Source organism: Bradyrhizobium sp. AUGA SZCCT0105 (assembly GCF_018129565.1).
Classification (GTDB): Bacteria; Pseudomonadota; Alphaproteobacteria; order Rhizobiales; family Xanthobacteraceae; genus Bradyrhizobium.
Genome location: NZ_JAFCMK010000002.1, coordinates 492,716 through 516,537, shown reverse-complemented (window position 1 = coordinate 516,537; position 23,822 = coordinate 492,716). Strand labels below are relative to the sequence as shown.

Annotated in this window: 21 protein-coding genes and 1 riboswitch; of the genes, 11 read left to right on the top strand and 10 right to left on the bottom strand. The window is 64.6% G+C overall.

Going from position 1 to position 23,822, the window contains the following annotated elements; translation table 11 throughout:
- Positions 1-34: 34 nt before the first annotated feature.
- Positions 35-466: a hypothetical protein gene (locus JQ573_RS11485; RefSeq protein WP_312011459.1), complete on the bottom strand. Its 432-nt coding sequence runs from the start codon at positions 464-466 to the stop codon at positions 35-37.
- Positions 467-647: 181 nt separating this feature from the next.
- On the opposite strand from JQ573_RS11485, the gene JQ573_RS11480 reads away from it, so the two are divergent.
- From JQ573_RS11480 to JQ573_RS11465, 4 genes are all read left to right on the top strand, one after another.
- Entirely contained in the window at positions 648-875 is a 228-nt protein-coding gene (locus JQ573_RS11480) for a hypothetical protein (RefSeq protein WP_212310011.1), read from the top strand.
- Positions 876-1,004: 129 nt separating this feature from the next.
- Positions 1,005-2,432: a caspase family protein gene (locus JQ573_RS11475; protein ID WP_212310010.1), complete on the top strand. Its 1,428-nt coding sequence runs from the start codon at positions 1,005-1,007 to the stop codon at positions 2,430-2,432.
- A 72-nt stretch (positions 2,433-2,504) separates the two neighbouring features.
- Positions 2,505-4,529: a pyrroloquinoline quinone-dependent dehydrogenase gene (locus tag JQ573_RS11470; protein WP_212310009.1), complete on the top strand. Its 2,025-nt coding sequence runs from the start codon at positions 2,505-2,507 to the stop codon at positions 4,527-4,529.
- Positions 4,530-4,728: 199 nt separating this feature from the next.
- A complete protein-coding gene (locus JQ573_RS11465; protein WP_212310008.1) occupies positions 4,729-5,022 on the top strand; it encodes an HdeA/HdeB family chaperone in 294 nt (97 codons plus the stop codon).
- On the opposite strand, the gene JQ573_RS11460 is transcribed toward JQ573_RS11465, so the two are convergent.
- Both JQ573_RS11460 and JQ573_RS11455 read right to left on the bottom strand, forming a co-directional pair.
- A complete protein-coding gene (locus JQ573_RS11460; protein WP_212310007.1) occupies positions 5,023-5,484 on the bottom strand; it encodes a PaaI family thioesterase in 462 nt (153 codons plus the stop codon).
- A gap of 43 nt (positions 5,485-5,527) precedes the next feature.
- Positions 5,528-7,003, bottom strand: a complete 1,476-nt coding sequence (locus JQ573_RS11455; protein ID WP_212310006.1) for an amidase — start codon at positions 7,001-7,003, stop codon at positions 5,528-5,530.
- 206 nt (positions 7,004-7,209) lie between these two features.
- Between JQ573_RS11455 and JQ573_RS11450 the strand changes: the two genes are divergently transcribed.
- The 3 genes from JQ573_RS11450 (at position 7,210) to JQ573_RS11440 (ending at position 8,149) form a co-directional block, all read left to right on the top strand.
- Complete coding sequence (locus tag JQ573_RS11450) at positions 7,210-7,341, top strand: peptidylprolyl isomerase (protein WP_171947645.1); 132 nt, start codon at positions 7,210-7,212, stop codon at positions 7,339-7,341.
- Positions 7,342-7,415: 74 nt separating this feature from the next.
- A complete protein-coding gene (locus JQ573_RS11445; RefSeq protein ID WP_212310005.1) occupies positions 7,416-7,721 on the top strand; it encodes a hypothetical protein in 306 nt (101 codons plus the stop codon).
- Between the two features lie 197 nt (positions 7,722-7,918).
- Positions 7,919-8,149 carry a hypothetical protein gene (locus JQ573_RS11440; RefSeq protein ID WP_212310004.1) on the top strand — a complete coding sequence of 77 codons (231 nt, stop codon included), beginning with the start codon at positions 7,919-7,921 and terminating at the stop codon, positions 8,147-8,149.
- Positions 8,150-8,179: 30 nt separating this feature from the next.
- Here the strand turns inward: JQ573_RS11440 and JQ573_RS11435 are convergent, their stop codons facing one another.
- From JQ573_RS11435 to JQ573_RS40610, 3 genes are all read right to left on the bottom strand, one after another.
- A complete protein-coding gene (locus tag JQ573_RS11435) occupies positions 8,180-8,386 on the bottom strand; it encodes a hypothetical protein (protein WP_092115349.1) in 207 nt (68 codons plus the stop codon).
- A gap of 1,974 nt (positions 8,387-10,360) precedes the next feature.
- Positions 10,361-10,573: a hypothetical protein gene (locus JQ573_RS11430; RefSeq protein ID WP_212310003.1), complete on the bottom strand. Its 213-nt coding sequence runs from the start codon at positions 10,571-10,573 to the stop codon at positions 10,361-10,363.
- Between the two features lie 885 nt (positions 10,574-11,458).
- Positions 11,459-11,581, bottom strand: a complete 123-nt coding sequence (locus JQ573_RS40610) for a hypothetical protein (protein WP_283815065.1) — start codon at positions 11,579-11,581, stop codon at positions 11,459-11,461.
- A gap of 560 nt (positions 11,582-12,141) precedes the next feature.
- Between JQ573_RS40610 and recA the strand changes: the two genes are divergently transcribed.
- A complete protein-coding gene (gene recA / locus JQ573_RS11425; RefSeq protein ID WP_212310002.1) occupies positions 12,142-13,230 on the top strand; it encodes a recombinase RecA in 1,089 nt (362 codons plus the stop codon).
- A 131-nt stretch (positions 13,231-13,361) separates the two neighbouring features.
- Entirely contained in the window at positions 13,362-14,360 is a 999-nt protein-coding gene (locus tag JQ573_RS11420) for a hypothetical protein (protein WP_212310001.1), read from the top strand.
- 32 nt (positions 14,361-14,392) lie between these two features.
- On the opposite strand, the gene JQ573_RS11415 is transcribed toward JQ573_RS11420, so the two are convergent.
- From JQ573_RS11415 to gcvT, 4 genes are all read right to left on the bottom strand, one after another.
- Positions 14,393-14,824, bottom strand: a complete 432-nt coding sequence (locus JQ573_RS11415) for a thioesterase family protein (protein ID WP_212310000.1) — start codon at positions 14,822-14,824, stop codon at positions 14,393-14,395.
- Between the two features lie 180 nt (positions 14,825-15,004).
- A complete protein-coding gene (gcvP, locus tag JQ573_RS11410) occupies positions 15,005-17,878 on the bottom strand; it encodes an aminomethyl-transferring glycine dehydrogenase (protein ID WP_212309999.1) in 2,874 nt (957 codons plus the stop codon).
- 22 nt (positions 17,879-17,900) lie between these two features.
- Positions 17,901-18,266 carry a glycine cleavage system protein GcvH gene (gene gcvH, locus JQ573_RS11405; RefSeq protein ID WP_021077888.1) on the bottom strand — a complete coding sequence of 122 codons (366 nt, stop codon included), beginning with the start codon at positions 18,264-18,266 and terminating at the stop codon, positions 17,901-17,903.
- A 20-nt stretch (positions 18,267-18,286) separates the two neighbouring features.
- The gene (gcvT, locus tag JQ573_RS11400) at positions 18,287-19,432 is read right to left on the bottom strand and encodes a glycine cleavage system aminomethyltransferase GcvT (protein ID WP_212309998.1); all 1,146 of its coding nucleotides are present in this window, start codon (positions 19,430-19,432) and stop codon (positions 18,287-18,289) included.
- Positions 19,433-19,577: 145 nt separating this feature from the next.
- Positions 19,578-19,666, bottom strand: a riboswitch (glycine riboswitch).
- Between the two features lie 203 nt (positions 19,667-19,869).
- On the opposite strand from gcvT, the gene alaS reads away from it, so the two are divergent.
- Together alaS and JQ573_RS11390 are read left to right on the top strand one after the other, a co-directional pair.
- Positions 19,870-22,557, top strand: coding sequence for an alanine--tRNA ligase (alaS, locus tag JQ573_RS11395; protein ID WP_212309997.1), 2,688 nt, complete (start codon positions 19,870-19,872; stop codon positions 22,555-22,557).
- An 11-nt stretch (positions 22,558-22,568) separates the two neighbouring features.
- Positions 22,569-23,819, top strand: coding sequence for a cyclic nucleotide-gated ion channel (locus tag JQ573_RS11390; protein WP_212310748.1), 1,251 nt, complete (start codon positions 22,569-22,571; stop codon positions 23,817-23,819).
- The last annotated feature ends 3 nt before the right edge of the window (positions 23,820-23,822 follow it).

Genomic DNA, 23,822 nt, shown 5'->3' with positions numbered 1-23,822 from the left:
CAACGATGCACTGACAGCGGTGAGCATCAGGACGCTACGGCTTGGGACTTCGTTGTGCTTCCAGCTGAACGGAGCTTTCGACCGGCTCATAAGTCTCGGTCACGCAATTGTCGTCAGCCTCGACCTGCCGGCGATCGAAGATCGCGCCGTCATTGATGAAGACGCGATAGGTCTGCGTCCCGAGCGGCTTGCCGATCACCGAAGTCAGTTCGGCGCGCACGCAGGCGGTCCAGCCGGTGCCGCGCGGGTCGTGCAGCGGAGCGGAGACCCGCACATGGGCCGGCTGCGAGCCGGCGGTGAACACCGAATCCAGCTTGCCGGCCACCAGCCGCTTGAGATCCGGAGGCGTTTCGAGCGGCGCCGGCTCGGTGGCCTTGACCTTCAGCATGTCAGGCCATACCGCGTGGCTGTCCGCCAGCCCGCAGCCGCTCAACATCAAGGCGGCGCCGGCCAGCAGCGCCACCACTTGTACCTGTCCCTGTCCCATTCAACCAATTTAATGTGCCGCCGCCCACATTGCGCCCCCCTGGTGGGGGTGAATCCGCATCGCGCGGCGCTTTGTCGATCAACAAATGTCGAGCGACAAGCTATGTTCGCGGTAGAGGTGTTGCCGGATGTTTCTACGGCTGCGGGGGAGAGAGACTGACATGAAAAGCTTCACGGTTGCTGCCGTCATTCTGGCGTTGATTGCGACACCGACCCTGGCCCAGGGCCGGCGAGGCGGCGGGGGCGACGACAGGAAGGCGGAGAAGAAACCCCAGGTCGACGAGAAGGCCTACAAGGCCGCACTCGATCGTATCCCCGAGCCAAAGGAGAAATACGATCCCTGGGGCGTCACCAAGCCGGCCGCCGATCCAGCCAAGAAGCCGAAATAGCCGGGCCGATCTGATCCCTGCGACAATTCAGGCCCGACAACCGGCGCCGGCGGCAGCAGATTGCCGCACGGCGTGAACCTTCACCTGACGGCTTTCGACCCATCTCCGATGCCATTGTCGGAGGCCGCTATGTTTCGCTGTTCCCTCCTCAGCCTGATCGTTCCGGCTGCGATCCTGTTCGGTGCCGTGCCGGCACTGGCGGAAAGCCGTCTGGCGCTGGTGATCGGGCAGTCCGCCTACAAGTCGGTGCCGGCGCTGCCCAATCCGGCCAACGACGCCAGGGCCATGTCACAGATGCTGACCGATGCCGGATTTGCCGTGACCACGGCATCGGATCTGTCCCAGGACGAGATGCGCGCAAGGATCAGCGACTTCGCCGGCCAGGTGGCGGCGAAGGGCGCCGACACCGTGGCGCTGGTGTTCTATGCCGGGCATGGTCTGCAGATCGATGGCGAGAATTACCTGGTGCCGGTCGATGTCGATCCGAAGCGCGAGGCCGACATCCCGATCCAGGCGGTTCGCCTCAACGACATCCTGAACACGCTGACTTCGGTGCCGAGCCGGATGCGCATCGTGCTGCTCGATGCCTGCCGCAACAATCCCTTCCCGGAACTCAGCAAGACCGCCGGGCATGGGCTTGCCATCATCGATGCCAAGATCGGCGCGCCTGGCACCTTTGTCTCGTTCTCGACGTCACCGGGTGCCGAGGCCGAGGACGGCAGCGGCGCCAACAGCCCTTATACGACCGCGTTGCTGGCTTCGGCGAAGGAGCCGGGGATTCCGATCGAAGACACCTTCAAGCGCGTCCGTCTTGCGGTAAACAAGGCGACCGACGGCCGCCAGACGCCGTGGGACTCCTCATCGCTCACCGACGACTTCCGCTTCATGGCAGGTACGTCAGCGTCGCCCGCGGCCACGCCGGCGCCGGCCGCGGCCAAGCGCACCGTCGACGAATGGAAGCGCGAATTGCAGGGCAAGCCGATCGAGGTTGCAAACGAGATGATGGTGGTCGACGGCACCGATGAAGCCTATGAAGCCTTCGCCGCGATCTTCGCCGGCACGCCGCGCGGCCTGCAGGCGCGCGACTGGCTCGACCGGCATCGCCGCATGGTGGCTTGGAACGATGCCATCCTCGCCAACACGGCGGCGGGCTATCGCAGCTTCCTCGTGCTGTACCCCGATAGCGATCTGACAGCGACCGCGCGCAAGATGATCGAACGGTTGCGCTACCGTCCCGATCTGACACCGGCCGCTGCGCTCAGCGTGCCCGCGACCAACGTCGCACTGGCGGCTCCGACCTGTCCCTGCAACGCCGTGCCGCAGGAGCAGCAGAAGGCCGCAGCGCCCGTGAAGAAACGGGCCGATCCCGATCCGCCGCGCCGCGCTGGCAAACGCCCGCCGCGCGTCGTGGTCGAGGACGATGTCGTGGTGGTGCGCCGGCCGCCTCCGGCCGTGGTCTACGAGCCGGTCGGGCCGCCGATCGGAATCGGGATTGGCATCGGCGGCGGTGGTTATCGCGGCCATTACGGCGGCGGCTATCGCAGGGGTGGATACTGACGCGCTAATCGCGTAAAGGGTTTTCCCGCATGAGATGCGGCGTTTGATGGTCGCATCTCGCGGGAGGACGCAATGCGGTCGCTGTTTCGTCTGCTTGCCGCGCTGGTGCTGTGTGTACAGCCGGCGCTCGCCTGGGAGTATTGGGGCGGTGACCGTGGCGGACAGCGCTTCTCGCCGCTAACGCAGATCACATCGGACAATGTCGGCACGCTGGTGCGCGGCTGGGAATTCCGCACCGGCGATCTCGACGTGCGTCCGCCCGAGGCGATGAAGCGCACCAAGTTCGAGGTGACGCCGCTGTTCGTCGAGGACAGCCTGATCTTCTGCACGCCGTTCAACGAGGTGATTGCGCTCGATCCCGGCACCGGTGCGCAGAAATGGCGTTTCGATCCGAAGATCAGCATGTCGCAGCGGCCGGCCAATCGCTTTGTCTGCCGCGGCGTCGCGCACTGGACCGATGATCGTGCCGCTGAAGGTGCGGCCTGCAAGTCGCGCATCTTCACCGGCACCAATGACACGCGCCTGATCGCGCTCGATGCCCGGACCGGCAAACCCTGCGCCGATTTCGGCAACAATGGCGAGATCAAGATCGATGCCGGCATGAAGCTGGAATGGCCGGGCGAGTTTCAGATCACGTCGGCGCCGGTGACGGGACGCGGCGTGGTCGTGGTCGGGTCCGCGATCGGCGACAACCGGCGGGTCGACGCGCCGGTCGGCGCGGTGCGCGCCTTCGATGCGCGGACCGGCCAGCCGCGCTGGACCTTCGATCCGCTCGTGCATGACAGCGTCGAGGCCGGCCACAGCAACGTCTGGGCGCCGATGTCGGTCGACGAGGAGCGGGGCTTGGTGTTCCTGCCGACGACATCGCCCAGTCCCGATTTCTGGGGCGGCAAGCGTCCCGGCAATGACGAGCACGCCAATTCCGTCGTCGCGCTGCGTATCGAGAGCGGTGAGCTCGCATGGGCGTTCCAGACCGTGCACCACGACGTCTGGGACTACGACCTGCCGGCACAGCCGACGCTGGCGCGGATCGACACTGGCAACGGCATGCGCGACGTCGTGATCCAGCCGACCAAACAGGGCTTCGTGTTCGTGCTCGATCGCGACACCGGCAAGCCGGTGTGGCCGGTCGAAGAGCGCGCGGTGCCGCAGAACGGCGCCGAGGGCGAGCAACTGTCGCCGACGCAGCCGTTCCCGACCCATGTGCCGCCGCTGTTGACGCAGCGGATGACGGCCGACGATGTCGGCGGCCTGCTGCCGGGCGTCGGGAGCGCGGCGTGCGAGAAGCTGCTGGCGCAATCACGCAATGAGGGGCTTTACACGCCGCCGTCGACGCAGGGCACGATCGTCTATCCGATGACCGGCGGCGGTGTGAACTGGGGCAGTGCGGGCTTTGATCCGGTCAACCAAATCTTGTTCGCCAATGTCAGCCACGCGGCGCATGTCATCACGCTGATTCCGCGCGACCAGGCCAAGGGTTTCAATCCGCCGCCTGGCCATGATTTTGGCCAGCAGCAGGGCGCGCCGTTTGCGATGTCGCGGGCACTCGCGAAATCGGCGGTCGGGTCGCCGTGCAACAAGCCGCCGTGGGGCGAGACGGTGGCGGTCGATCTCAAGGCCGGCAAGATCCTCTGGCATGCGACGGTCGGCACCAGCGAGGATCTCGCGCCGCTCGGCATCGCGCTCAATACCGGCACGCCGCTGCTCAGCGGCGTCGCGATCACTGCGGGCGGACTGGTGTTCACCGGCGCGATGGATGCCTATCTGCGCGCGTTCGACGTCAAGTCGGGCCGCCAGTTATGGCTCGGCCGGCTTCCGGTGCCGGGCGTCGCCAATCCGATGACCTACCTCTGGAAGGGCGAGCAGTATGTCGTGATCGGCGCCGGCGGTCATTCCGAGGCCGGCACATCGATCGGCGACAGCGTGGTGGCATTTCGCCTGCCGCGCCAGAGCGAGGGTGTGTCGCTTCTCACGCGCCTGATCGATCGTCCCGGCGGACGGTTCGCTGCGAAGGCACTCGCTGCTGGCGTGGTGCTGATCGTGCTCGTCGGATTGCTCTGGCGTTGGCGCAGGAGGCGTCGCGACAAGGCGGCGTAGTTCGGCGGCGCGCGCGTCGCGCCGCCGCATGACAAATCGGCGACATCGATTCTCAATCCGCGCACCGAAACGACGTGCAGGCAAACTTGCGCGATGTCTCGCTTGCGTTTGCCGCGACGCTTCGCGTACGAGGTCGCGAGCGGACGCGCCGGGCTTCCGGCGCCTGTTCATTTTCAGATCATTGCTCATGGAGATTGCGATGAAGATCACTGCCTCGATCATGCTTGCCACAGCGCTCGCGCTGCCGTCCGCGCCGGCCAACGCCACCGTGCTCGATCTCTCGACCATGACCTGCAAGCAGTTCGTCGAAGGCGGCGACGACACCATCAAGATGGTGCTGGTCTGGATGGACGGCTGGTACAAGGGCGATTCCGACGAGGCGATCATCGACACCGACGTGTTCGTCGAGAACGCCAAGAAGTTCGGCACCTATTGCGGGAAGAATCCGACCATCAGCATCGTCAACGCCGCCGAGGCGGTGCTCGGCAAGTAGTTATCCCGGCAGCATCGCGAACGCGCTCGACACCATCGCCACCGGCTTGTTGTCGGTGGCGGAGAGCAGCGTGACGCGGCCGAAGCTCATGGTGCGGCCGAGCCGGACCACACGCGCGTCGGCCAGCACGTCGGAGACGGTCGCCGCGCGCATGAAGTGCGTGGTCTGGTCGACCGTCGTCATCGGACGATAGCCCTTGTTGGCCGCGAGATTGGCGAGCACCATCGCGGTGTCGGCGAACGCCATCAGTGCCTGGCCGCAGACGATGCCGCCATTGCGGCACAGCCGCTCCGAGAACGGCATGCGCAGGATGGCGCCGGGCTGCCAGTCGGCATCGCCGCCCGCCGGTGGTGCGATGTCGAACTGCTCGATCGACAGATTGAGGTCCTGCACCCATGGCGCAAAGACGTCGCCGAGCACGCGTTTCGCGTCGTCGATCCCGAATTCACCGGCCTGCTGCATGACGTTCCGTTCCCTCCGCTGAGTCTTGTTTGCCGTTTATTGCCTAGTTCCGCGTGACATGCACGGCCGGCCGCTTGCCGTCATTCCACTTGCCGTCGATCGCCCGTTCGATCTGGGCGGCGAGTTGCAGTAGGAGGCCGTCATCGGCCTGCTTGCCGATCGCCTGGATGCCGAGCGGCAGGCCGTGCTCGTTGGTCGCGAGCGGCAGCGAGATCGCCGGGATGCCGCAGAGATTGGCGAGCGGCGTGAAGGCGAAGTTGCGCCAGAGATTGCCGAACCAGTCCAGCACCGACGGATTGTCGCTGATGGTGAGATATTCGGTGGTGCCGATCTTCGGCGTCGGCAGCGCGGTGACCGGCGTCAGGATGATGTCCCAATCCTCGAAGAAGGCGCCGAAGCCGCGCGCCGTCGTGTTGAACACGGCCTGCATGCGGGCGCGGTCGGCGAAGCTAAAGTCGCGGCCATGCTCCCAGATCCGGATGTTGATCGGCTCGATCAGGTCCGCCGGTGGCCGCGTCAGTCCGCGCGCGGCGAGCATGTTGCCGATCACGACGGCGAAATTGCTGATGTAGCAGGTGGTCTGCGCCGCGAAGGCTTCCGCGTAGTCGATCGACGGCAGTGCGTAATCGACCTGATGGCCGAGGCCTTCGAGGAAACGTCCGACCCGCTCGAGCTCGGCTGCGATGTGCGGTGTCGCGCGATAGTCGCCCCAGGTGTGCGACAGCGCGATCTTGAGCCGGCCCGGGTCGCGCGCGATCATCGCTGTATAGGGCTCAGGCGGTGTCCAGAACGGCATGAACTCGCCGGGCGCCGGGCCACGGCAGCTATCGACGAAGGCTGCGGTGTCGCGCACCGAGCGCGACTGGCAGCCCTGGATCGAGACGAGGCCGGTGAGATCGGACAGATGCGGTGCGAGCGAGAACACGCCGCGCGACACTTTCAGCCCGATATTGCCGTTGACGCCGGCGGGAATCCGGATCGAGCCGCCGCCGTCGGTCGCATGCGCGATCGGCACCGCGCCGGCGGCGACCATCGCCGCGCTGCCGGCCGACGAGCCGCAGGTGGTGTAGTCGGTGTTCCAGGGATTGCGCGTGACATAGACCGCGGGGTTTTCGGCCGAGCTGCAGACCCCGAACTCCGGCGTGGTGGTGCGGCCGATCAGATTGAGACCGGCCTTGCGCAGCTTCGTGGTCAGGAAGGTGTCGGCCGCGGCGCGGTTGCCGCGCATCATCAGCGAGCCCATTTCCTGCAGCCGGCCTTTCAGCGTGGGCCCGAGATCCTTCATCAGGAAGGGCAGGCCGGCGAACGGCCCGTTGAGATCGGCGCCGTCGCGCGCGGGATCGGCGATCACGTCGTCGAACAGCTCGACCACGCCGGAGAGCGCGGGATCGACCTTGGCTGTGGCGGCGGCAGCCTGCGCCGCCAGCTCCCTTGGCGTCAGCTCGCCGTTCCGGACGCGCTCGGCGAGCGCCGTCCCGTCGTGCCGCGTCCACTCGTCCCAGCTCATCGCCAAAGTCATGTCGTCGATCCCTTTTCTGCTTTGTTGCGCAGTGTAGTTTGGGGGGCCGTCCGGTCAAACCATCGCGCGGGCGCTGCGCCGGCGCTGTGCTCGGGCGCGCGGGCGCTGCTGTCCGACGCGCTTGCGCGGCGTTGCAAGCGCCGTGCCCGGCTTGAAAATGCCCCAGTTTCGGCTCCAATTGCCCCTCGTCAGTGGTGGGGGCGTCCATGTTCCGCAGGTTGGTATTGCTGGGCGGCGTGATCGCGATCGGGCTTGCGCTTGCCGGCTGCACGCGGTGCGGGCCGATCTGGGACGACTGGATGCAGTCGCCGAAATCCTGCAAGTCAGACCACCTCTAGGGCAGGGACGGGCGCGCTTGGCGGCGGCTTTCCTGGGGTGATATACCGCTGACGAAAATGCAAGGAGCGTTCTTATGAGAGTTTTGAGCGCAGTTGCGGTTGCGGTGCTGCTGTCGGCGCCGGCCTATGCGCAAATGCCGAACGTCAATCTGATGCCTGAGGTCAAGACCAAGACCCAGGACGAGAAGGATCGGGACGCGATCAACGACAAGGCCTACAAGGACTCGCTGAGCAAGATTCCGGATGCCAAGGGATCGGCCGATCCCTGGGGCGCGGTGCGCAGCGATGCGCCGAAGGCGGCAGCCCATCCTCCCGCCAAGCCGAAGACCAAGACCGGGAGCTCCGCCCAGCCCGGAGGCTCCGCGCAGCGTAGCCAGTAAGCCCCGTTCGGGCCGGCCTCGCCGGTTTCCCGCAGACTCGGATTCTTGTGGCGCCGCCCCTATATTGGGGGTGTCGTCAGTTGGAGCGTTTTCGAGCGAAGTGGATACCGGTTCGCGTGAAGAAAACGCGTCAAAACTAGAATCTAGAGCCCGGTTCCGATTCAATCGGAACGGGGCTCTATTCCGGAGTTGCGGCAATGGTGTTTCGTCCGCGCGATCTCGCCAGCCGGATGGCCGCACGGCACAAGCCGGATGACGGCTATCTGCGCGAGACCTTCAGCCTGCCGCGCGATCAGGCCCGCCTGCGGGCGCGCGACTTTCTCAAGCGCTACCCGAAGGCCGCCTATATGAGCTCCGTCGAGAGCTGGCGCGAACTGCCCGGTGGCGACATCGAGTTCACGATGCGGCGGCTGGCAAGCGCGGACTGAGACTTGCCGACTTGCCGGACAGACTGCGCCTCAATCCTGATCGCGGTGCCCGCGGGTCCGTCCGAGCCCGAGATTGTTCAGCTCGCGGTCGATCCGCAGCTGCACGCGGCGGATCGCCAACAGGTCGAGCTTTGCTTCGGTCTTGCCCGTGAAGACCCGATCGCCGATCTGGAAACGCCATTTCCAGACGCCGGGCATGAGCTGCGTGACGCTGAATTCGACGCCCTTGTGAATCATCTGGAACGGTTCCGCGAATGAATGGCGGTCGTCGATATTTAAATCAAAAGTTGTAGTAATAATTAACACCCGTCAAAGGATGAGTGAACCTGCGCGCCCGTTCGGGCGTCGTTGTGGATCCCGAAGTGGATCCGTTCGCGGGAGGCGTCGCCTTGCCTCGCGACGCGCAATCACGCGCAACCAGTGTGTCGGCCGGACAAGCCAATGTTACGAACACTGCCGGAACCCGAGTCTTCCCTTGAACGCTACGTAGTTTTTTTGGGCGTCAGGAGGGGTACTAAGGTAGTATGCAGATTGTGCCAATCGTGATCCGGCGTCGCCAAATCCTTCGGTAACTCGTTGATCATCTGATGGAGTCGAGACGAAGGCCGAGCAGCCTGCTCGCGGAACTTTGTTCTGCCCCGGAGAACTACGGATCGCGCTGGGCCGCCGCCCAAACGCTTCGACAATGGCTTCCGTCGCCGTGCTCGGATCCGCCCGGTCTCATTCGGGCTGATGCCTGACAGCACAACGCCGCCCGCTTGAAATGCTTGCGGACGGCGCTGGCCCTAGCCCCAGGAAGGTGTGCAAAATCCTGATAGCCGGGAGCCTATACAATTTGTGCCACAGCACATGTCCCAAATTGGCTATCACGGCGATCGGTCGGGACGGCTCGGCCTCAGCGCTTCGCCATGTTGACGCCACCGATGGCGCTGGCGTCACGCGCCAGAATACAACGGAGAGGGCCACCAACTGAGGCGGCCTAAACAAAGCTACGCCGCCCGCTTGAAATAAATGCGGACGGCGCTTCTCTAGCCCCGAGAGGGTACGAACAAAATCCCGGATATTGGCACTTTTTGGAGGGCGATAACCTCTTTAGTGGCGGAGCCTATCCTTCTCCTTCTGGATGGCGGCAGCACTTCTGTCGGTCTGCCGGCGCCAGAAGTGATTCAGGACCGCCTTGATTGCCGTATCGCTCTTGTCGGCCCATCGCCTCCGGAAATTGACCACTCTTTTCACGCCGATATGCGCCTGGGCCTGGTATCGGCCCATCATGTCGGCGCTCGCAAACCGGGCGTCCGCAGCCACTCGCTCAACTGTGAGGTGGTTTCGGCCAGACGAGCTCTGCGGATAAGGCTGGAGCGATCGACACCGGGGGGAGTTCCCGAGGCCTCCTTCCGGAGCCGCTGTGCCTCGATGTTGAGACGCTCTTCAAGTGATCCTGCCTGCATGAGACGCGGTCGCTTCATGACCATGGCGCGCTCCATTCCGTTAGAGGAAGGCGGGAGCGCTGCCGGGCGATCTCATCACCGATGAAAGCCACGGGCGGGGCGGTGATGGACTTACCGTGTACCTGTCTGGGGGGAATAGCGAGCTATCTATTTCAGGCCTTTTGTCGCAACTCGTGGAACGAATGGCGCTTCAAGGCGGCGGAAATTGTTCCGGCTGTAAAGCGGGGAAGAACAGATAGCGTCCTATGGTCGCCGCTCGCTTGAAACAAATCAGGCCACTCCAAAAATTCGGTCTAGGCCACCAAGGGGTAACACGGGCCAGCACCTGCGTCCTGGTGTCTCCCAATCAGGACGTGAGCGATGGCAAATGAGGACAGTCGTGGTTCCGGCATCGGAACACCGTGTTCTTCCGGAGTCCACATAGATTGTGGAAAACTCTAGTCTCATCGTTGCCGGGGCTGGACCTTTCATCCCGATCTTATTTTGGAGAATTTTCCCGGTAAGGGGTCGCGGCGTGAGCGGCCCCTTTCGATTCGGCGGAGCGGCGAAGCGGCCCCAGCATCGATCTCCAAGGGCGCTGGGGCCGTTTCTTTGGATTGAAGTCAAGACGCCTTCCAACCCTCAGAACTACCTCAAGCTGATCGCGTGGCGAGATCGTTGAGACCATGCCGGAGGCACTTGAGGATTAGGTGAAACGCCAGAAGAAGCGGCTGGAACGGGACGCGAAAGAGGCCGCCAACTGAAGCGGCCTAGCTATTGTCGTTCAAGCCTCCGCGCCGACGAAAATATCGAACGCCTCGTAAGCCTGCTGCGGCGTCTTTCCTTCCTTGAATGCGTTTTCGAAACTGAAGATCGCATCCGCTAGAAGGAATTCATCCGGCACAGGAAACAGGGCGCGAAGTTCGGCGAGCCAGCTCGCGTAAGAGGGCGGGTTGAACTTGCCCAACGTGTAGTTATCGCTGAATGAGCTGCGCATTTAGGTCGGAGCCCTAAGGCCGGGCGAGGAAAGCCACTCGCTGATGTGCGATGTGGTCTCAATCTGGCGTGCTCTCCGGATCAACCTCTCACGCTCGATACCTGGCGGAGTGCCCCTCGCTTGCTTGCGAAGTCGCTCTGCCTCATCAGCAAGGCGGTTGTAGAGAGGTTCGGCTTCGGGCTGGTAACGGCGGCGTTGCTGCATGGCGCTGCTCCTCTGTTTGCAGAAGGCGGGAGCGCGTGATGGCGTTCTCATCACCGATAGGGGCCAACAAGGCGGTGCGGCGATCGGGTAACTTTCGCATGTCAGGTAGCCGACATGCTGGTCAATACAGACCACATCGGCAAGAGTTAATGACTTTCAAAGAGGCGACATTTCCCAATCCGTGCCGGTGGCGAGTGACATGCGCTAACGCGGAAGAACGGATGAAGGCCACGTCAAACGGATCTTCGGTCAACAACTCGAAATGGAATTTTGAGGAAGAGGCCGCCAACTGAGGCGGCCTCCGCGATAATGTTTGAGTCAGGGTCTTGGCCGATATCGCGGATATGGCGGCGGTTCCGTGATGCATGTGCCCACCGACGACACTCGGCAAGGCACGTCATAGTGCAGTCTGCCGCCTGGGGCGTTCGCCCGTACCTTTGGCATCGTGGAATCAACCACGTCATTCGCCCTGGGAGCCGTAGTAGCGGAAGGCTGATTTTGCGCGATAGCCAGAGACGACAAGGCAACCAGCGCGGTCACCGTGAACAACGCAGTCCTCATGACTTGTGTCCTCCTCCGTAGTGCTGCACCCAGACCCGGATTAGGTCACTAGTTACCACAAACCAGGACCAGGCTGGGAACTCGGTTCACCCACAGAGAGAAACCCCGGTAACGCTTCAATTAATGCGCGATGAAGGCACCCAATAGCATCACCGCGATAAGCAGTGAGCCGCCGAAAATAGCAATGCCAAGACTGACGCGGGCTGGAATTGAATATGAATCGAAATGGGGCTGTTCGATCATGCCCCGCTCCCTTGTTTCTGGGCGGGGAGCGCGAACGGCTCTCAGTCACCGGCAGACGCCGTTACAGGGCGGTGATGGCCGAAGCTTGGAACAGCCGACGTTCCAAGGCTGGTCAACTTTGATCACTCTCGAAAAGAAAACTAACGATTTGGGCGCGACTGCCGAGACCCGGAAGGCAGGCGTGCGGCTCCAGAGCGGATTCACGCAAGGAACTCCGTTCACCCACGGAGAACCCCGGTAACACTTCTACTCTGTGGATTGAGAACAGTTGTCGGACCATAACGATTGCTATGGGTAGAACGTTGGATTGCCGACTCAGTAGTCCTACCGAGAACAACGGCCAAGCCTTGGTTTCGGCTCGCTTAATCGGAATTAGGACAGTCCCAAAATCAACTTAGGACACGGGGGCTTAAATACGGACAGCACCCAACAAGCCAAAAAGAACATATTGCGAACACGGAACAAACGTGGTACGAGGTTCCTATCAACAACGCGTTCCGCCTGATCGCATCGCCCGTTTTTCCCGCTAGCGAATCCCCGCCATAAGGAGCACATCCCAAATGTCCGCTACTGCACTGCGTATCGTCGAAGGATCCTCCATGGACAAGTCCAAGGCCCTCTCAGCCGCGCTCTCCCAGATCGAGCGTCAGTTCGGCAAGGGCTCGGTGATGAAGCTCGGCAAGAACGACCGTTCGATGGATGTCGAGACGGTGTCCTCGGGATCGCTGGGGCTCGACATAGCGCTCGGCGTCGGCGGTCTGCCGAAGGGACGTGTCGTCGAGATCTACGGGCCGGAATCGTCGGGCAAGACCACGCTGGCGCTGCACACCGTGGCGGAAGGCCAGAAGAAGGGCGGCATCTGCGCCTTCATCGACGCCGAACACGCGCTCGACCCGGTCTATGCGCGCAAGCTCGGCGTCAACATCGACGAGCTCCTGATCTCGCAGCCCGACACCGGCGAGCAGGCGCTGGAGATCTGCGACACGCTGGTGCGCTCCGGTGCGGTCGACGTGCTGGTGATCGATTCGGTTGCGGCCCTGGTGCCGAAGGCCGAGCTCGAGGGCGAGATGGGCGATGCGCTGCCGGGCCTGCAGGCGCGCTTGATGAGCCAGGCGCTGCGCAAGCTCACCGCCTCGATCAACAAGTCCCACACCATGGTGATCTTCATCAACCAGATCCGCATGAAGATCGGCGTGATGTACGGCTCGCCGGAGACCACGACCGGCGGCAATGCGCTGAAATTCTATGCTTCGGTCCGCCTCGACATCCGCCGCATCGGCGCGATCAAGGAGCGCGACGAGGTGGTCGGCAACACCACCCGCGTCAAGGTGGTGAAGAACAAGCTGGCACCGCCGTTCAAGCAGGTCGAGTTCGACATCATGTACGGCGAGGGCGTCTCCAAGATGGGCGAGATCCTCGACCTCGGCGTCAAGGCCGGCATCGTCGAGAAGTCCGGCGCCTGGTTCTCCTATGACAGCCAGCGGCTCGGCCAGGGCCGCGAGAACTCCAAGGCGTTCCTGAAGGCGAATCCCGACATCACCGCCAAGATCGAAGCTGCGATCCGCCAGAACTCCGGCCTGATCGCCGAGCAGATCCTTGCCGGTACGCCCGAGCGCGACGCCGAGGGCGAAGAGCCCGCCGAGGAGTAAGCCTCAAGGCTCAATCATTTCGCTGCAAGCGGGCGCTGAGGACGTTGAGTTGCCGACGTCTTCGGCGTCCGTTTGGTTTTGTGCCGTCCGTGATGCTGTTGGGCCACCTGTTGCGGAATGAACGACCCGTTATGACCCGGCTTATCCTCACATTCACTGATAGCGGCGCTGGCGCCCTGAAGGCCGCACGGCTCGCCGATTGCGTTGTTGGCGTCGAGCTGCGATTCGTGTGCGGAAAATTGCCGCCATCAAGCGAACTGGATGCCTTGTTCTCGCCGCGCGCGGCTTCGCACCGCGCCGGGGCACACTGGCTGGACAATCTTACCGGCAGATTGCTTGAGGACGCGCATCGTCAGGGTCTTGGATTGGTCGAATTTTGCGAGCGCTTCGACGCCGTCGATCTTTGGGTCGATCCCGATCCGAACTCACAACTGCAATTGATCTGGCTGCTGGATTACCTGCGCCCGCATGCGAGCGTCACGTCCAGGCTTGCGATGCTGCAGACCGATCACATCATCGGCGAGCGACAGCCGGCCGAATTGGCCGCTTGGCAGCTGCGCCTCGCTCCCGTCCGCGGGCATCATCTCGAAGTCGCCGGCGCTGCGTGGGCGGCTTGGGGCGCGTCAACACCGGAAGCGTGGTTCAATCTGTTGACTCAGGATCCAGGAGCACTTCCGCAATTGCGCAGCTCAGTCGTCGCGCTGCTGGAAGAACTTCTCGGGCGTAGCTCCGCGCTCGGCGCAACGGAAATGCGAATGCTGGAGCTGCTGTCAGCGGGACAGGTCCATCCGTACGATCTGTTTCCCGGGCACGAGAAACCCAATCGTCGGCGGACGTTCGGTTATTGGGAAACGGGGGTCTTGCTGGACGGGCTGGCTCACTGTCCAATGCCTGCCATCTCCGGCCCCGATGACGGGCCGTTCGATCTCGACATGCACGAGGACCCGGAACGTCACCAACGCTACAAGCGGAGCCGGCTCGCGCTGACCGGCCTCGGCAGGGCAATCGTCGCGGGCTCCGGCGATTTCAGCCAGCACAACCCGATCCATCGCTGGTGGGGCGGCACCGAGCTGACCAACGAGCGGCTGTGGCGCTGGGACTCCGAGAGCCGCACCTTGGTCGCGCCGTAAGGCTTGATCGCGTGACGCCGGTAGGCGCCGCGTTACGCCAGCGCCTTTTCCCGGCTCGCAATCAGCGCGCGCAAGTCTTCCGTCACGGCGACCGATTGATGGGTCTTCTGGTCGGTGGCGACCCAGATGATCTCGCCGGTGGCGCGCAGGTCGTCGGAGCCCTTGGCGAAGATCTCGAGGGTAAGCACGATCGAGGAACGGCCGATCTTGGCGACCCGCACGCAGACCTCGATGTCCTCGTCGAACCGGATCGGCGCCTTGTACTCGACGACTGATTTCACGGTGTGAAAGTCGATGCCGGTCCGCGCGACCTCGCCGAGATAGTCGTAACCGAGCGCGCGGAAATACTCTGTTATCGCGGTGTCGAAGTAGGTCAGGTAGTGCGCGTTGAACACCACGGCCTGCGCGTCGACCTCGGAATAGCGGACGCGGAACGGGAAATGAAACCAGAATTGCTCGCGCATGTTTCCTCCTGCCGCGGCGCTGCTTCTTATCGTTCGTCCGCCTCCAGCGGGGACGTTATGGTGGCCGGATCGTAGGATGGGTAGAGCGAAGCGAAACCCATCACTTCACAGTCCGGATGCAATCGATGGGTTTCGCTGCGCTCTACCCATCCTACAATAGTGGCCAGAGCAACGGCCGCCTTACTCCGCCGCCTGCGCGTAATCCTCGATCGGCGGGCACGAGCACACCAGATTGCGGTCGCCGTAGACATTGTCGACGCGGCCGACCGGGCTCCAGTATTTGTCGGAGCGCGACACGCCGGCCGGGAAGCAGCCCTCGGCGCGGCTGTAGGCCCGGTTCCAGGCATCGTCGGCGATGTCGTGGACGGTGTGCGGCGCGTGGCGCAGCGGCGACGCCTCGACCTTCCAGCGGCCCTTCTCGATCTCCGCGATCTCGCCCCGGATCGCGATCATGGCGTCGCAGAAGCGGTCGATCTCGAACTTCGATTCCGATTCCGTCGGTTCGATCATCAGCGTGCCCGCTACCGGGAAGCTCATGGTCGGCGCGTGGAAGCCGTAGTCGATCAGCCGCTTGGCGATGTCGTCCACGGTGACGCCGCTGGTCGTCTTCAGCGCCCGCGGGTCGACGATGCACTCATGCGCGACGCGGCCGCGCTCGTTGCGATACAGCACCGGGAAGTGCGGCTGCAGCCGTGCGGCGATGTAGTTGGCATTGAGGATCGCAACCTCGGTGGCGCGCGTGAGCCCTTCGCCGCCCATCATCAGGATGTAGATGTAGGAGATGGTCAGGATCGACGCCGAGCCGAACGGCGCGGCCGACACCGGGCCGATGGCGTGTGCGGTCGCGCCGTCGGTTGCGGGATGACCCGGGAGATAGGGCGCAAGATGCGCCTTCACACCGATCGGGCCCATGCCGGGGCCGCCGCCGCCATGTGGGATGCAGAAGGTCTTGTGCAGATTGAGATGGCTGACATCGGCGCCGTAATCGCCGGGCCGCGACAGCCCGACCTGCGCGTTCATGTTGGCGCCGTCGAGATAGACCTGGCCGCCATGCGCATGCACGATGTCGCAGATCTCGCTGATATGCTCCTCGAACACGCCGTGGGTCGACGGATAGGTGATCATGACAGCGGCGAGATTGGCCGAATGCTTCTCCGCCTTGGCGCGAAGATCATTGACGTCGACATCGCCGCGCGCGTCGCAGGCCACCACCACGACGTCCATGCCGACCATCGCGGCCGAGGCCGGATTGGTGCCGTGCGCGGAGGAGGGGATCAGGCAGACCTTGCGGTGCGGCTCGCCGCGGGCGAGATGATAACCCCGGATCGCCAGCAGCCCGGCATATTCGCCCTGTGCGCCGGAATTCGGCTGCAGCGAGATCGCGTCATAGCCGGTGATGTCGCACAGCCACTGCTCCAGCCGCTTGAACAGCGCGTGATAGCCCTTGGCCTGATCCGCCGGCGCGAACGGATGCAGATTGCCGAACGCCGGCCAGGTGAGCGGGATCATCTCGGTGGTGGCGTTGAGCTTCATCGTGCAGGAGCCGAGCGGGATCATCGCGCGGTCGAGCGCGAGATCGCGATCACTGAGTTTGCGCATGTAGCGCAGCAGCTCGGTCTCCGAACGGTGGGTGTTGAACACCGGGTGGGTGAGGAATGCGCTGGTGCGGCGCAGCTCCTTCGGCAGCGCCTCGCGCGCGGCCGCCTCGATCTCGGCAAAGCTGAGCTTGCCGCCGAACACGCGCCACACCGCCTCGACGGTCTCCGGCGTCGTGGTCTCGTCGAGCGCGATGCCGAGCGTGGTCGCACCGATGCGCAGATTGATCCGCTCCGCCAGCGCGCGGGAGACGATCTCGATCTGCTTCGCTCCGACCTCGACGGTTACTGTGTCGAAGAACGCCTCGCTGGTCGGCGCAAAGCCGAGCTTGCGCAGGCCCGCGGCGAGCACGGTGGCGCGGCGATGCACGCCGCGTGCGATATGGGTCAGGCCTTCGGGGCCGTGATACACCGCATACATCGAGGCGATCACGGCGAGCAGCACCTGCGCGGTGCAGATGTTGGAGGTCGCCTTTTCGCGGCGGATATGCTGCTCGCGGGTCTGCAGCGCGAGGCGATAGGCCGGTGCACCGCGCGAATCCACCGAAAGGCCGACGATGCGGCCGGGCAGCGAGCGCTTCAGCGTGTCGCGCACCGCCATGTAGGCGGCGTGCGGTCCGCCATAGCCCATCGGCACGCCGAACCGCTGCGCCGAGCCGATTGCGATGTCGGCGCCGAGCTCACCGGGCGAGGTCAGCAAAGCCAGCGACAGCAGGTCCGCGGCGACGATCGCAAGCGCACCCTTGGCGCGCAGCGATGCGATCGCCGGCCGGAGGTCGCGCACTGCGCCTGTCGTGCCGGGATATTGCAGCAGCGCGCCGAGCACGTCGGCCTTGTCGAGCTCGGTCAGGGGATCGCCGACCACCAGCGCCCAGCCCAGCGGCGCGGCGCGCGTGCGCATCACCGCCAGCGTCTGCGGATGCACCTCCTTGTCGACGAAGAACACCTTTGCCTTCACCTGCGAGTGGCGCTCGGCGAGCGCCATTGCTTCGGCGGCCGCGGTCGCCTCGTCGAGCAGCGAGGCGTTGGCGACGTCGAGCCCGGTGAGATCGCAGATCATGGTCTGGAAATTGAAGAGGGCCTCGAGCCGGCCCTGGCTGATCTCCGGCTGATACGGCGTATAGGCGGTGTACCAGGCCGGGTTCTCCAGGATGTTGCGCTGGATCACCGCGGGCAGGATGGTGCCGGAATAGCCCTGGCCGATCAGCGAGGTGAACACCTGGTTCTGCGCGGCGAGCTCGCTCATATGCGCGAGCGCTTCGGTTTCGCTCAGCGCCCGGCCGAGATCGAGCGGCGCCTTCTGAAGGATCGACGCCGGCAGCGTCTCATTCATCAGCGCCTGCAGGCTCGCGGCGCCGACCGTCTCCAACATCGCGTTGATGTCGCGCGGGGATGGTCCGATGTGTCGGCGGACGAAATCGGTGGCGGCTTCGTTGATCGGCTTGAAGGGCGCGTTCATGGGCTAATCCTTGGGGTGATCCTCAGGCGGTGTGCGCGGCGTAGGCGGCCTCATCCATCAGGCCGCCGAGTTCGCCCTTGTCGGCAATCTTCAGCTTGAAGAACCAGGCCTTGCCGCCGGCATCCGAATTGACCAGCGCGGGCTCGGCCGCGAGCGCCTCGTTGACCTCGATCACTTCGCCGGTGATCGGCGCGTAGACGTCGGAGGCTGCCTTGACGGATTCGACAACCGCGGCGGCCTCGGCCTTCTTCAGACTGCGGCCGACCTTAGGCAGCTCGACGAACACGACGTCGCCGAGCTGTGACTGCGCGTAATCGGTGATGCCGATCGTGGCGACGTCGCCCTCGATGCGGAGCCATTCGTGGTCGGACGTGTACAGCGTCGTCATGGGGATAGATCCTTTGGCGTTTAGCGTTTGTAGGTATTGGGAACGAAGGGCGTGGCGGCGACCTTGAGCGGCAGCCGCTGGCCGCGCACTTCGGCGAAAACCGTGGTGCCGACGGCGGAGAGGGTGGTGGGCAGATAGCCCATCGCAACCGGCGCATTGAGGCTCGGGCCAAAGCCGCCCGAGGTCACCTTGCCGATTGGCTCGGTCGAGGTCGGATCGGCGAACAGGGCAGCGCCTTCGCGCACCGGCGCGCGGCCGTCGGGCTTCAGGCCGACACGGCGGCGAGCGGCGCCGTCGGCGAATTGCGCGAGAATCTTGTCGGCGCCCGGAAAACCGCCGGCGCGGGCGCCGCCGCTGCGGCGAATCTTCTGCACCGACCATTCCAGCGCGCCTTCGACCGGCGTCGTCGTGGTGTCGATATCGTGGCCATAGAGGCAAAGCCCGGCCTCGAGCCGCAGGCTGTCGCGGGCGCCGAGCCCGATCGGCAGCACGTCGGGATTGTCCAATAGCGCACTGACCAGGGCTTCCGCCTTGTCTGCAGGCACGGAAATCTCAAAGCCGTCCTCGCCGGTATAGCCGGAGCGCGAGACGAAGCAGTCGATGTCACTGAGGCGGCGCGGACCTGCGTCCATGAATTTCATCGAACTGACATCTGGACAGAGTTTCGCCAGCGCCGATTCGGCTTTCGGCCCCTGCAGCGCGATCAGCGCGCGGTCGGCCAGCGACACGATCTCGCAGGCATCGGAGAGATGCGCCCGCAGATGCGCCTCGTCCTCGGCCTTGCAGGCGGCGTTGACCACCAGGAACAGGTGATCGCCGAAATTCGCCACCATCAGATCGTCGAGCAGGCCGCCGTCGTCGTTGGTGAATTGCGCGTAGCGCTGCCGTCCCGGCGCGATGCTGACGATGTCCTGCGGCACCAGTTTTTCCAGCGCGAGCGCCGCGTCGCCGACCTTGCCGGATTTGGCCTTCAGCACGAGCTGTCCCATGTGGGACACGTCGAACAGGCCGGCTTCCTTGCGGGTGTGGAGATGCTCCTTCAGCACGCCGGCCGTGTATTGCACCGGCATGTCGTAGCCGGCGAACGGCACCATCTTGGCCCCACGTGCCAGATGCAGCGCGTGCAGCGGGGTCTGTTTCAGCGGGGAGGTTTCGCGCGCAGACATCACAGGGCCCTCGCGGTTCCCGCAGGGGACCTATTTCCCCTTGAGAAACCTGCAGAAAGCCCCATCTGTCGCTGTGCCTGAGAGTATTATCCCGTCGGCGGACGCATCGGGGAGAACCAACCCCAGCGCCTCTTTCCAGATGTTAGACGTCACGCGGTCCTTTTGCCTGAGAGTTTCCGGGGCGGTTGCTCCTTCGGCGCCGGCGGTAAGGCCGGTCTCTCCCGACGTGACTAGTAACAGGTAGGTAGAAAACACGGCGCCACCAAGACTGTCAACGCAGCTGCAGCAACTATCCAATGGGGCTTTGTGCTGCCGCGGCAAGCCCATGATCCGCCTGCACAGTTTCTGGACACCGCAGCTGGCAATGTCTAAAAGCGTTCGGCCGGAAAATGACGCCTTTTTGCGGCTGGCCGGCCCCTTTTTCCGATTGGATGAACATGAGCAGCGTCAACGACATCAGGTCGACATTTCTGAACTTCTTCAAGGAGAACGGCCACGAGATCGTGGCGTCGTCGCCGCTGGTTCCGCGCAACGACCCGACCCTGATGTTCACCAATGCCGGCATGGTGCAGTTCAAGAACGTCTTCACCGGTGTCGAGAAGCGCAGCTATCAGCGCGCCACGACGTCGCAGAAGTGCGTGCGCGCCGGCGGCAAGCATAACGACCTCGACAATGTCGGCTACACCGCGCGCCATCTCACTTTCTTCGAGATGCTCGGCAACTTCTCGTTCGGCGACTACTTCAAAGAGCGCGCGATCGAGCTCGCTTGGAATCTGATCACCAAGGATTTCGGGCTGAAGAAGGACAAGCTTCTCGTCACCGTCTACCACACCGACGACGAGGCGGCCGGCTACTGGAAGAAGATCGCAGGGTTCTCGGATGACCGCATCATCCGCATCCCGACTTCAGACAATTTCTGGGCGATGGGCGATACCGGCCCGTGCGGTCCGTGCTCCGAGATCTTCATCGATCGCGGCGAGCACATCTGGGGCGGACCTCCGGGCAGCCCGGAGGAGGACGGTGATCGCTTCCTCGAATTCTGGAACCTGGTGTTCATGCAGTACGAGCAGGTGACGAAGGAAGAGCGCGTGGCGCTGCCGCGTCCCTCGATCGACACCGGCATGGGGCTGGAGCGCATGGCCTGCATCCTGCAGGGCGTCGAGAGCGTGTTCGAGACCGATCTGTTCCGCCATCTGATCGATGCGGCCGCATCGGCCCTCGGCCATGGGCCGAACGAGCAGAACGTGGCGTCGTACCGGGTGATGGCCGACCATCTGCGCTCCTCGGCGTTCCTGATCGCCGACGGCGTGCTGCCGTCGAACGAGGGCCGCGGCTATGTGCTGCGCCGGATCATGCGCCGCGCGATGCGTCACGCACAGCTCTTGGGCGCGAGCGAGCCGCTGATGCATCGCCTGGTCTGGGCGCTGGTCCGCGAGATGGGCCAGGCCTATCCGGACCTGGTGCGCGCGGAGAAGCTGATCGAGGAGACGCTGCAGCTGGAAGAGACCCGCTTCCGCAAGACGCTGGTGCGCGGCCTGTCGATCCTCGATGAGAAGAGCGCCGGCCTCAAGAAGGGCGACATGTTCGACGGCGACACCGCGTTCACGCTGTACGACACTTATGGCTTCCCGTTGGACCTGACACAGGACGCGCTGAAGTCGCGCGGCATCAGCGTGGACCAGGCATCGTTTACCGATGCGATGAACCGCCAGCGCGAGAAGGCGCGCGCTTCCTGGGCAGGCTCTGGCGAGGCGGCGACCGAGACCATCTGGTTCCCGCTGCGCGAGAAGCTCGGCGCAACCGAATTCCTTGGCTATGAGACCGAGAGCGCGGAAGGCGTGGTGACGGCGCTGGTCAAGGACGGCGCCGAGGTCGACGGCCTCGAGGCCGGCGAGAGCGGCGCGATCGTGCTGAACCAGACGCCGTTCTATGCCGAGTCCGGTGGTCAGGTCGGCGACGTCGGCATCCTCACGGGCGAGGGCGTCAAATTCCGCGTCACCGACATGCAGAAGAAGGCCGGCGACCTGTTCGTGCATGTCGGCACGGTGGAGCAGGGCACGCTGAACGTCGGCACCGCCCTGCAGCTCGAGGTCGACCACGCCAGGCGTTCGTCGATCCGCGCCAACCACTCGGCGACGCATCTGCTGCATGAGGCGCTGCGCCAGGTGCTCGGCGACCACATCGCGCAGCGCGGCTCGCTGGTCGCGCCCGATCGCCTGCGCTTCGATTTCGTGCATCCGAAGCCGATCACGCCGGAAGAGCTCGCCCGGGTCGAGGACATCGCCAACAACGTCGTGCTCGAGAATGACGAGGTGACGACCCGCGTCATGGGTGTTGACGACGCCCGCGAGGCCGGTGCGCGCGCACTGTTCGGCGAGAAGTATGGCGACGAGGTTCGCGTCGTCTCGATGGGCAAGAGCGCCCGCGAGCACGGCCAGAACGCGCTCGGCTGGTCGGTCGAGCTCTGCGGCGGCACCCATGTCCGCCGCACCGGCGACATCGGCCTGATTTCGGTGACCAGCGAGAGCGCGGTCGCCTCCGGCGTCCGCCGCATCGAGGCGCTGACCGGACATCATGCGCGCAAGCACGCCAATGACACCATGACGCTGGCGAAGACCGCGGCGGCCGAGCTGCGCACTACGATCGAGGATGTGCCGGCGCGCATCGCGGCTCTGATGGAGGAGCGCAAGAAGCTCGAGCGCGACCTGTCGGATGCCCGCAAGAAGCTCGCGATGGGCGGCGGAGCGTCGTCGAACGGCGCGGCCTCCGGCGTTCGCGAGGTCGGCAACGTCAAGCTGCTCGCGCGCGCGGTCGAAGGCGTCGAGACCAAGGACCTGAAGAGCCTGGTCGACGATGGCAAGAAGCAGATTGGCTCCGGCGTGGTCGCGATCGTCGGCGTCACCGAGGACGGCAAGGCCGGCATCGTGGTCGGCGTCACCGCTGACTTGACCTCGCGCTTCAACGCGGTCGAGCTGGTTCGCAAGGGCTCCGAAGTGCTCGGCGGCAAGGGCGGCGGCGGCCGGCCCGACATGGCGCAGGCTGGTGGGCCCGACGGCGCCAAGGCCGATGCCGCGCTATCGGCGATCGAGCAGGCCATGACTCAACAGGCATCGGCCGGCGCCTGACGGAGAGGCTGATCGTGGCGACGGCTCCGGGTAGGCCCACGATCAGCGATCCCGGACTGCGGGAGCGTCTCTACGAGCTGCTCGAGCAGGACCACCTGCCATATTCGGTCGGCGCGCGATTTGTCCGGCTTGTCGTCGCGATCATCACCGTCGACGTGCTGGCGGCGATCCTGGCGTCGGTGCCCGAGATCGATGCCCAGTTCTGGTGGCTGTTCACGGCGATCGAGATCACCGCGGTGACCGCCTTCGCGCTGGAATATGCCGCGCGGCTCTGGAGCGTGGTCGGCCGCTCGCTGCGCGACATGACGCCGTTGCAGGCGCGGTTGGAATACGCCTGCTCGGCGCTCGGCGTGATCGACCTGCTCGCCTTCCTGCCGTCGGCCATCGCGCTTGCGATCGGTGACAAGACCGCGCTGGTGCTGTTCGGCATGCTGCCGTTCCTCAAGCTGGTGCGCTATTCGACCGCGATGCGCTCGCTGCTGGCGGCGCTGCATGCCGAGCGGCGCACGCTGTTCGGCTGCGTCGTGATCCTGACCGGTGCGGTGCTGCTGTTCGCCTCGCTGCTCTATGCGATCGAGCACAAGGTGCAGCCGGACAAGTTCGGCACCATGCCGCAGGCGATGTGGTGGGCGATCGTGACGCTCGGCACCGTCGGTTACGGCGATGTCGTCCCGGTGACGCCACTCGGCCGGATGGTCACGGTGGTTGCGATCGTGGTCGGCTTTGCGATGATCGCACTGCCTGTAGCGATCGTCTCGACGGCGTTCGCCGATGAGGTGCGGCGCCGCGACTTCGTCGTGACCTGGGGCATGTTGGCGCGGGTGCCGCTGTTCTCGCATCTCAACGCCGCCGAGATCGCCGACATCATGCGGCTCTTGCGGTCGCAGACCATCGAGGCCGGCGAGGTGCTGGTGCGGCGTGGCGATCCGGCGTCGTCGATGTATTTCATCACCGCCGGCGAGGTCGAGATCGACCTGCCGAGCCAGCGGGTGCGGCTTGCCGACGGCTCGTTCTTCGGTGAGATCGCCCTGCTCAGGCGGACCAACCGTTCCGGCACGGTGACGGCGACGCGGAAGGCCAAGCTGCTGCTGCTCGATGCGCAGGACTTCCATGCCCTGATCGAGCGGATGCCGGCGCTCGCCGCGCATGTCAGGGAGACGGCGGAGGCGCGACTCGCCGATCCGCTCGCGGCCGGTGGCGACCTTGCCGCCAGCGAGATCGCCCAGGCGCCGAACGAGACCGACGGCGGCATCCGCGACTAGAGC

What these genes read in the sequence shown, in the direction of transcription:
- JQ573_RS11475 (WP_212310010.1), top strand. Translation starts at nt 1,005, where the DNA reads ATGTTTCGCTGTTCCCTCCTCAGCCTGATCGTTCCGGCTGCGATCCTG.
- JQ573_RS11460 (WP_212310007.1), bottom strand. Translation starts at nt 5,484, where the DNA reads ATGCAGCAGGCCGGTGAATTCGGGATCGACGACGCGAAACGCGTGCTC.
- JQ573_RS11435 (WP_092115349.1), bottom strand. Translation starts at nt 8,386, where the DNA reads ATGATTCACAAGGGCGTCGAATTCAGCGTCACGCAGCTCATGCCCGGC.
- JQ573_RS11450 (WP_171947645.1), top strand. Translation starts at nt 7,210, where the DNA reads ATGTTCCGCAGGTTGGTATTGCTGGGCGGCGTGATCGCGATCGGGCTT.
- JQ573_RS11415 (WP_212310000.1), bottom strand. Translation starts at nt 14,824, where the DNA reads ATGCGCGAGCAATTCTGGTTTCATTTCCCGTTCCGCGTCCGCTATTCC.
- JQ573_RS11470 (WP_212310009.1), top strand. Translation starts at nt 2,505, where the DNA reads ATGCGGTCGCTGTTTCGTCTGCTTGCCGCGCTGGTGCTGTGTGTACAG.
- JQ573_RS11440 (WP_212310004.1), top strand. Translation starts at nt 7,919, where the DNA reads ATGGTGTTTCGTCCGCGCGATCTCGCCAGCCGGATGGCCGCACGGCAC.
- gcvT (WP_212309998.1), bottom strand. Translation starts at nt 19,432, where the DNA reads ATGTCTGCGCGCGAAACCTCCCCGCTGAAACAGACCCCGCTGCACGCG.
- gcvP (WP_212309999.1), bottom strand. Translation starts at nt 17,878, where the DNA reads ATGAACGCGCCCTTCAAGCCGATCAACGAAGCCGCCACCGATTTCGTC.
- JQ573_RS11480 (WP_212310011.1), top strand. Translation starts at nt 648, where the DNA reads ATGAAAAGCTTCACGGTTGCTGCCGTCATTCTGGCGTTGATTGCGACA.
- JQ573_RS11445 (WP_212310005.1), top strand. Translation starts at nt 7,416, where the DNA reads ATGAGAGTTTTGAGCGCAGTTGCGGTTGCGGTGCTGCTGTCGGCGCCG.
- gcvH (WP_021077888.1), bottom strand. Translation starts at nt 18,266, where the DNA reads ATGACGACGCTGTACACGTCCGACCACGAATGGCTCCGCATCGAGGGC.
- JQ573_RS11455 (WP_212310006.1), bottom strand. Translation starts at nt 7,003, where the DNA reads ATGACTTTGGCGATGAGCTGGGACGAGTGGACGCGGCACGACGGGACG.
- alaS (WP_212309997.1), top strand. Translation starts at nt 19,870, where the DNA reads ATGAGCAGCGTCAACGACATCAGGTCGACATTTCTGAACTTCTTCAAG.
- JQ573_RS11465 (WP_212310008.1), top strand. Translation starts at nt 4,729, where the DNA reads ATGAAGATCACTGCCTCGATCATGCTTGCCACAGCGCTCGCGCTGCCG.
- recA (WP_212310002.1), top strand. Translation starts at nt 12,142, where the DNA reads ATGTCCGCTACTGCACTGCGTATCGTCGAAGGATCCTCCATGGACAAG.
- JQ573_RS11430 (WP_212310003.1), bottom strand. Translation starts at nt 10,573, where the DNA reads ATGCGCAGCTCATTCAGCGATAACTACACGTTGGGCAAGTTCAACCCG.
- JQ573_RS11420 (WP_212310001.1), top strand. Translation starts at nt 13,362, where the DNA reads ATGACCCGGCTTATCCTCACATTCACTGATAGCGGCGCTGGCGCCCTG.
- JQ573_RS40610 (WP_283815065.1), bottom strand. Translation starts at nt 11,581, where the DNA reads ATGATCGAACAGCCCCATTTCGATTCATATTCAATTCCAGCCCGCGTC.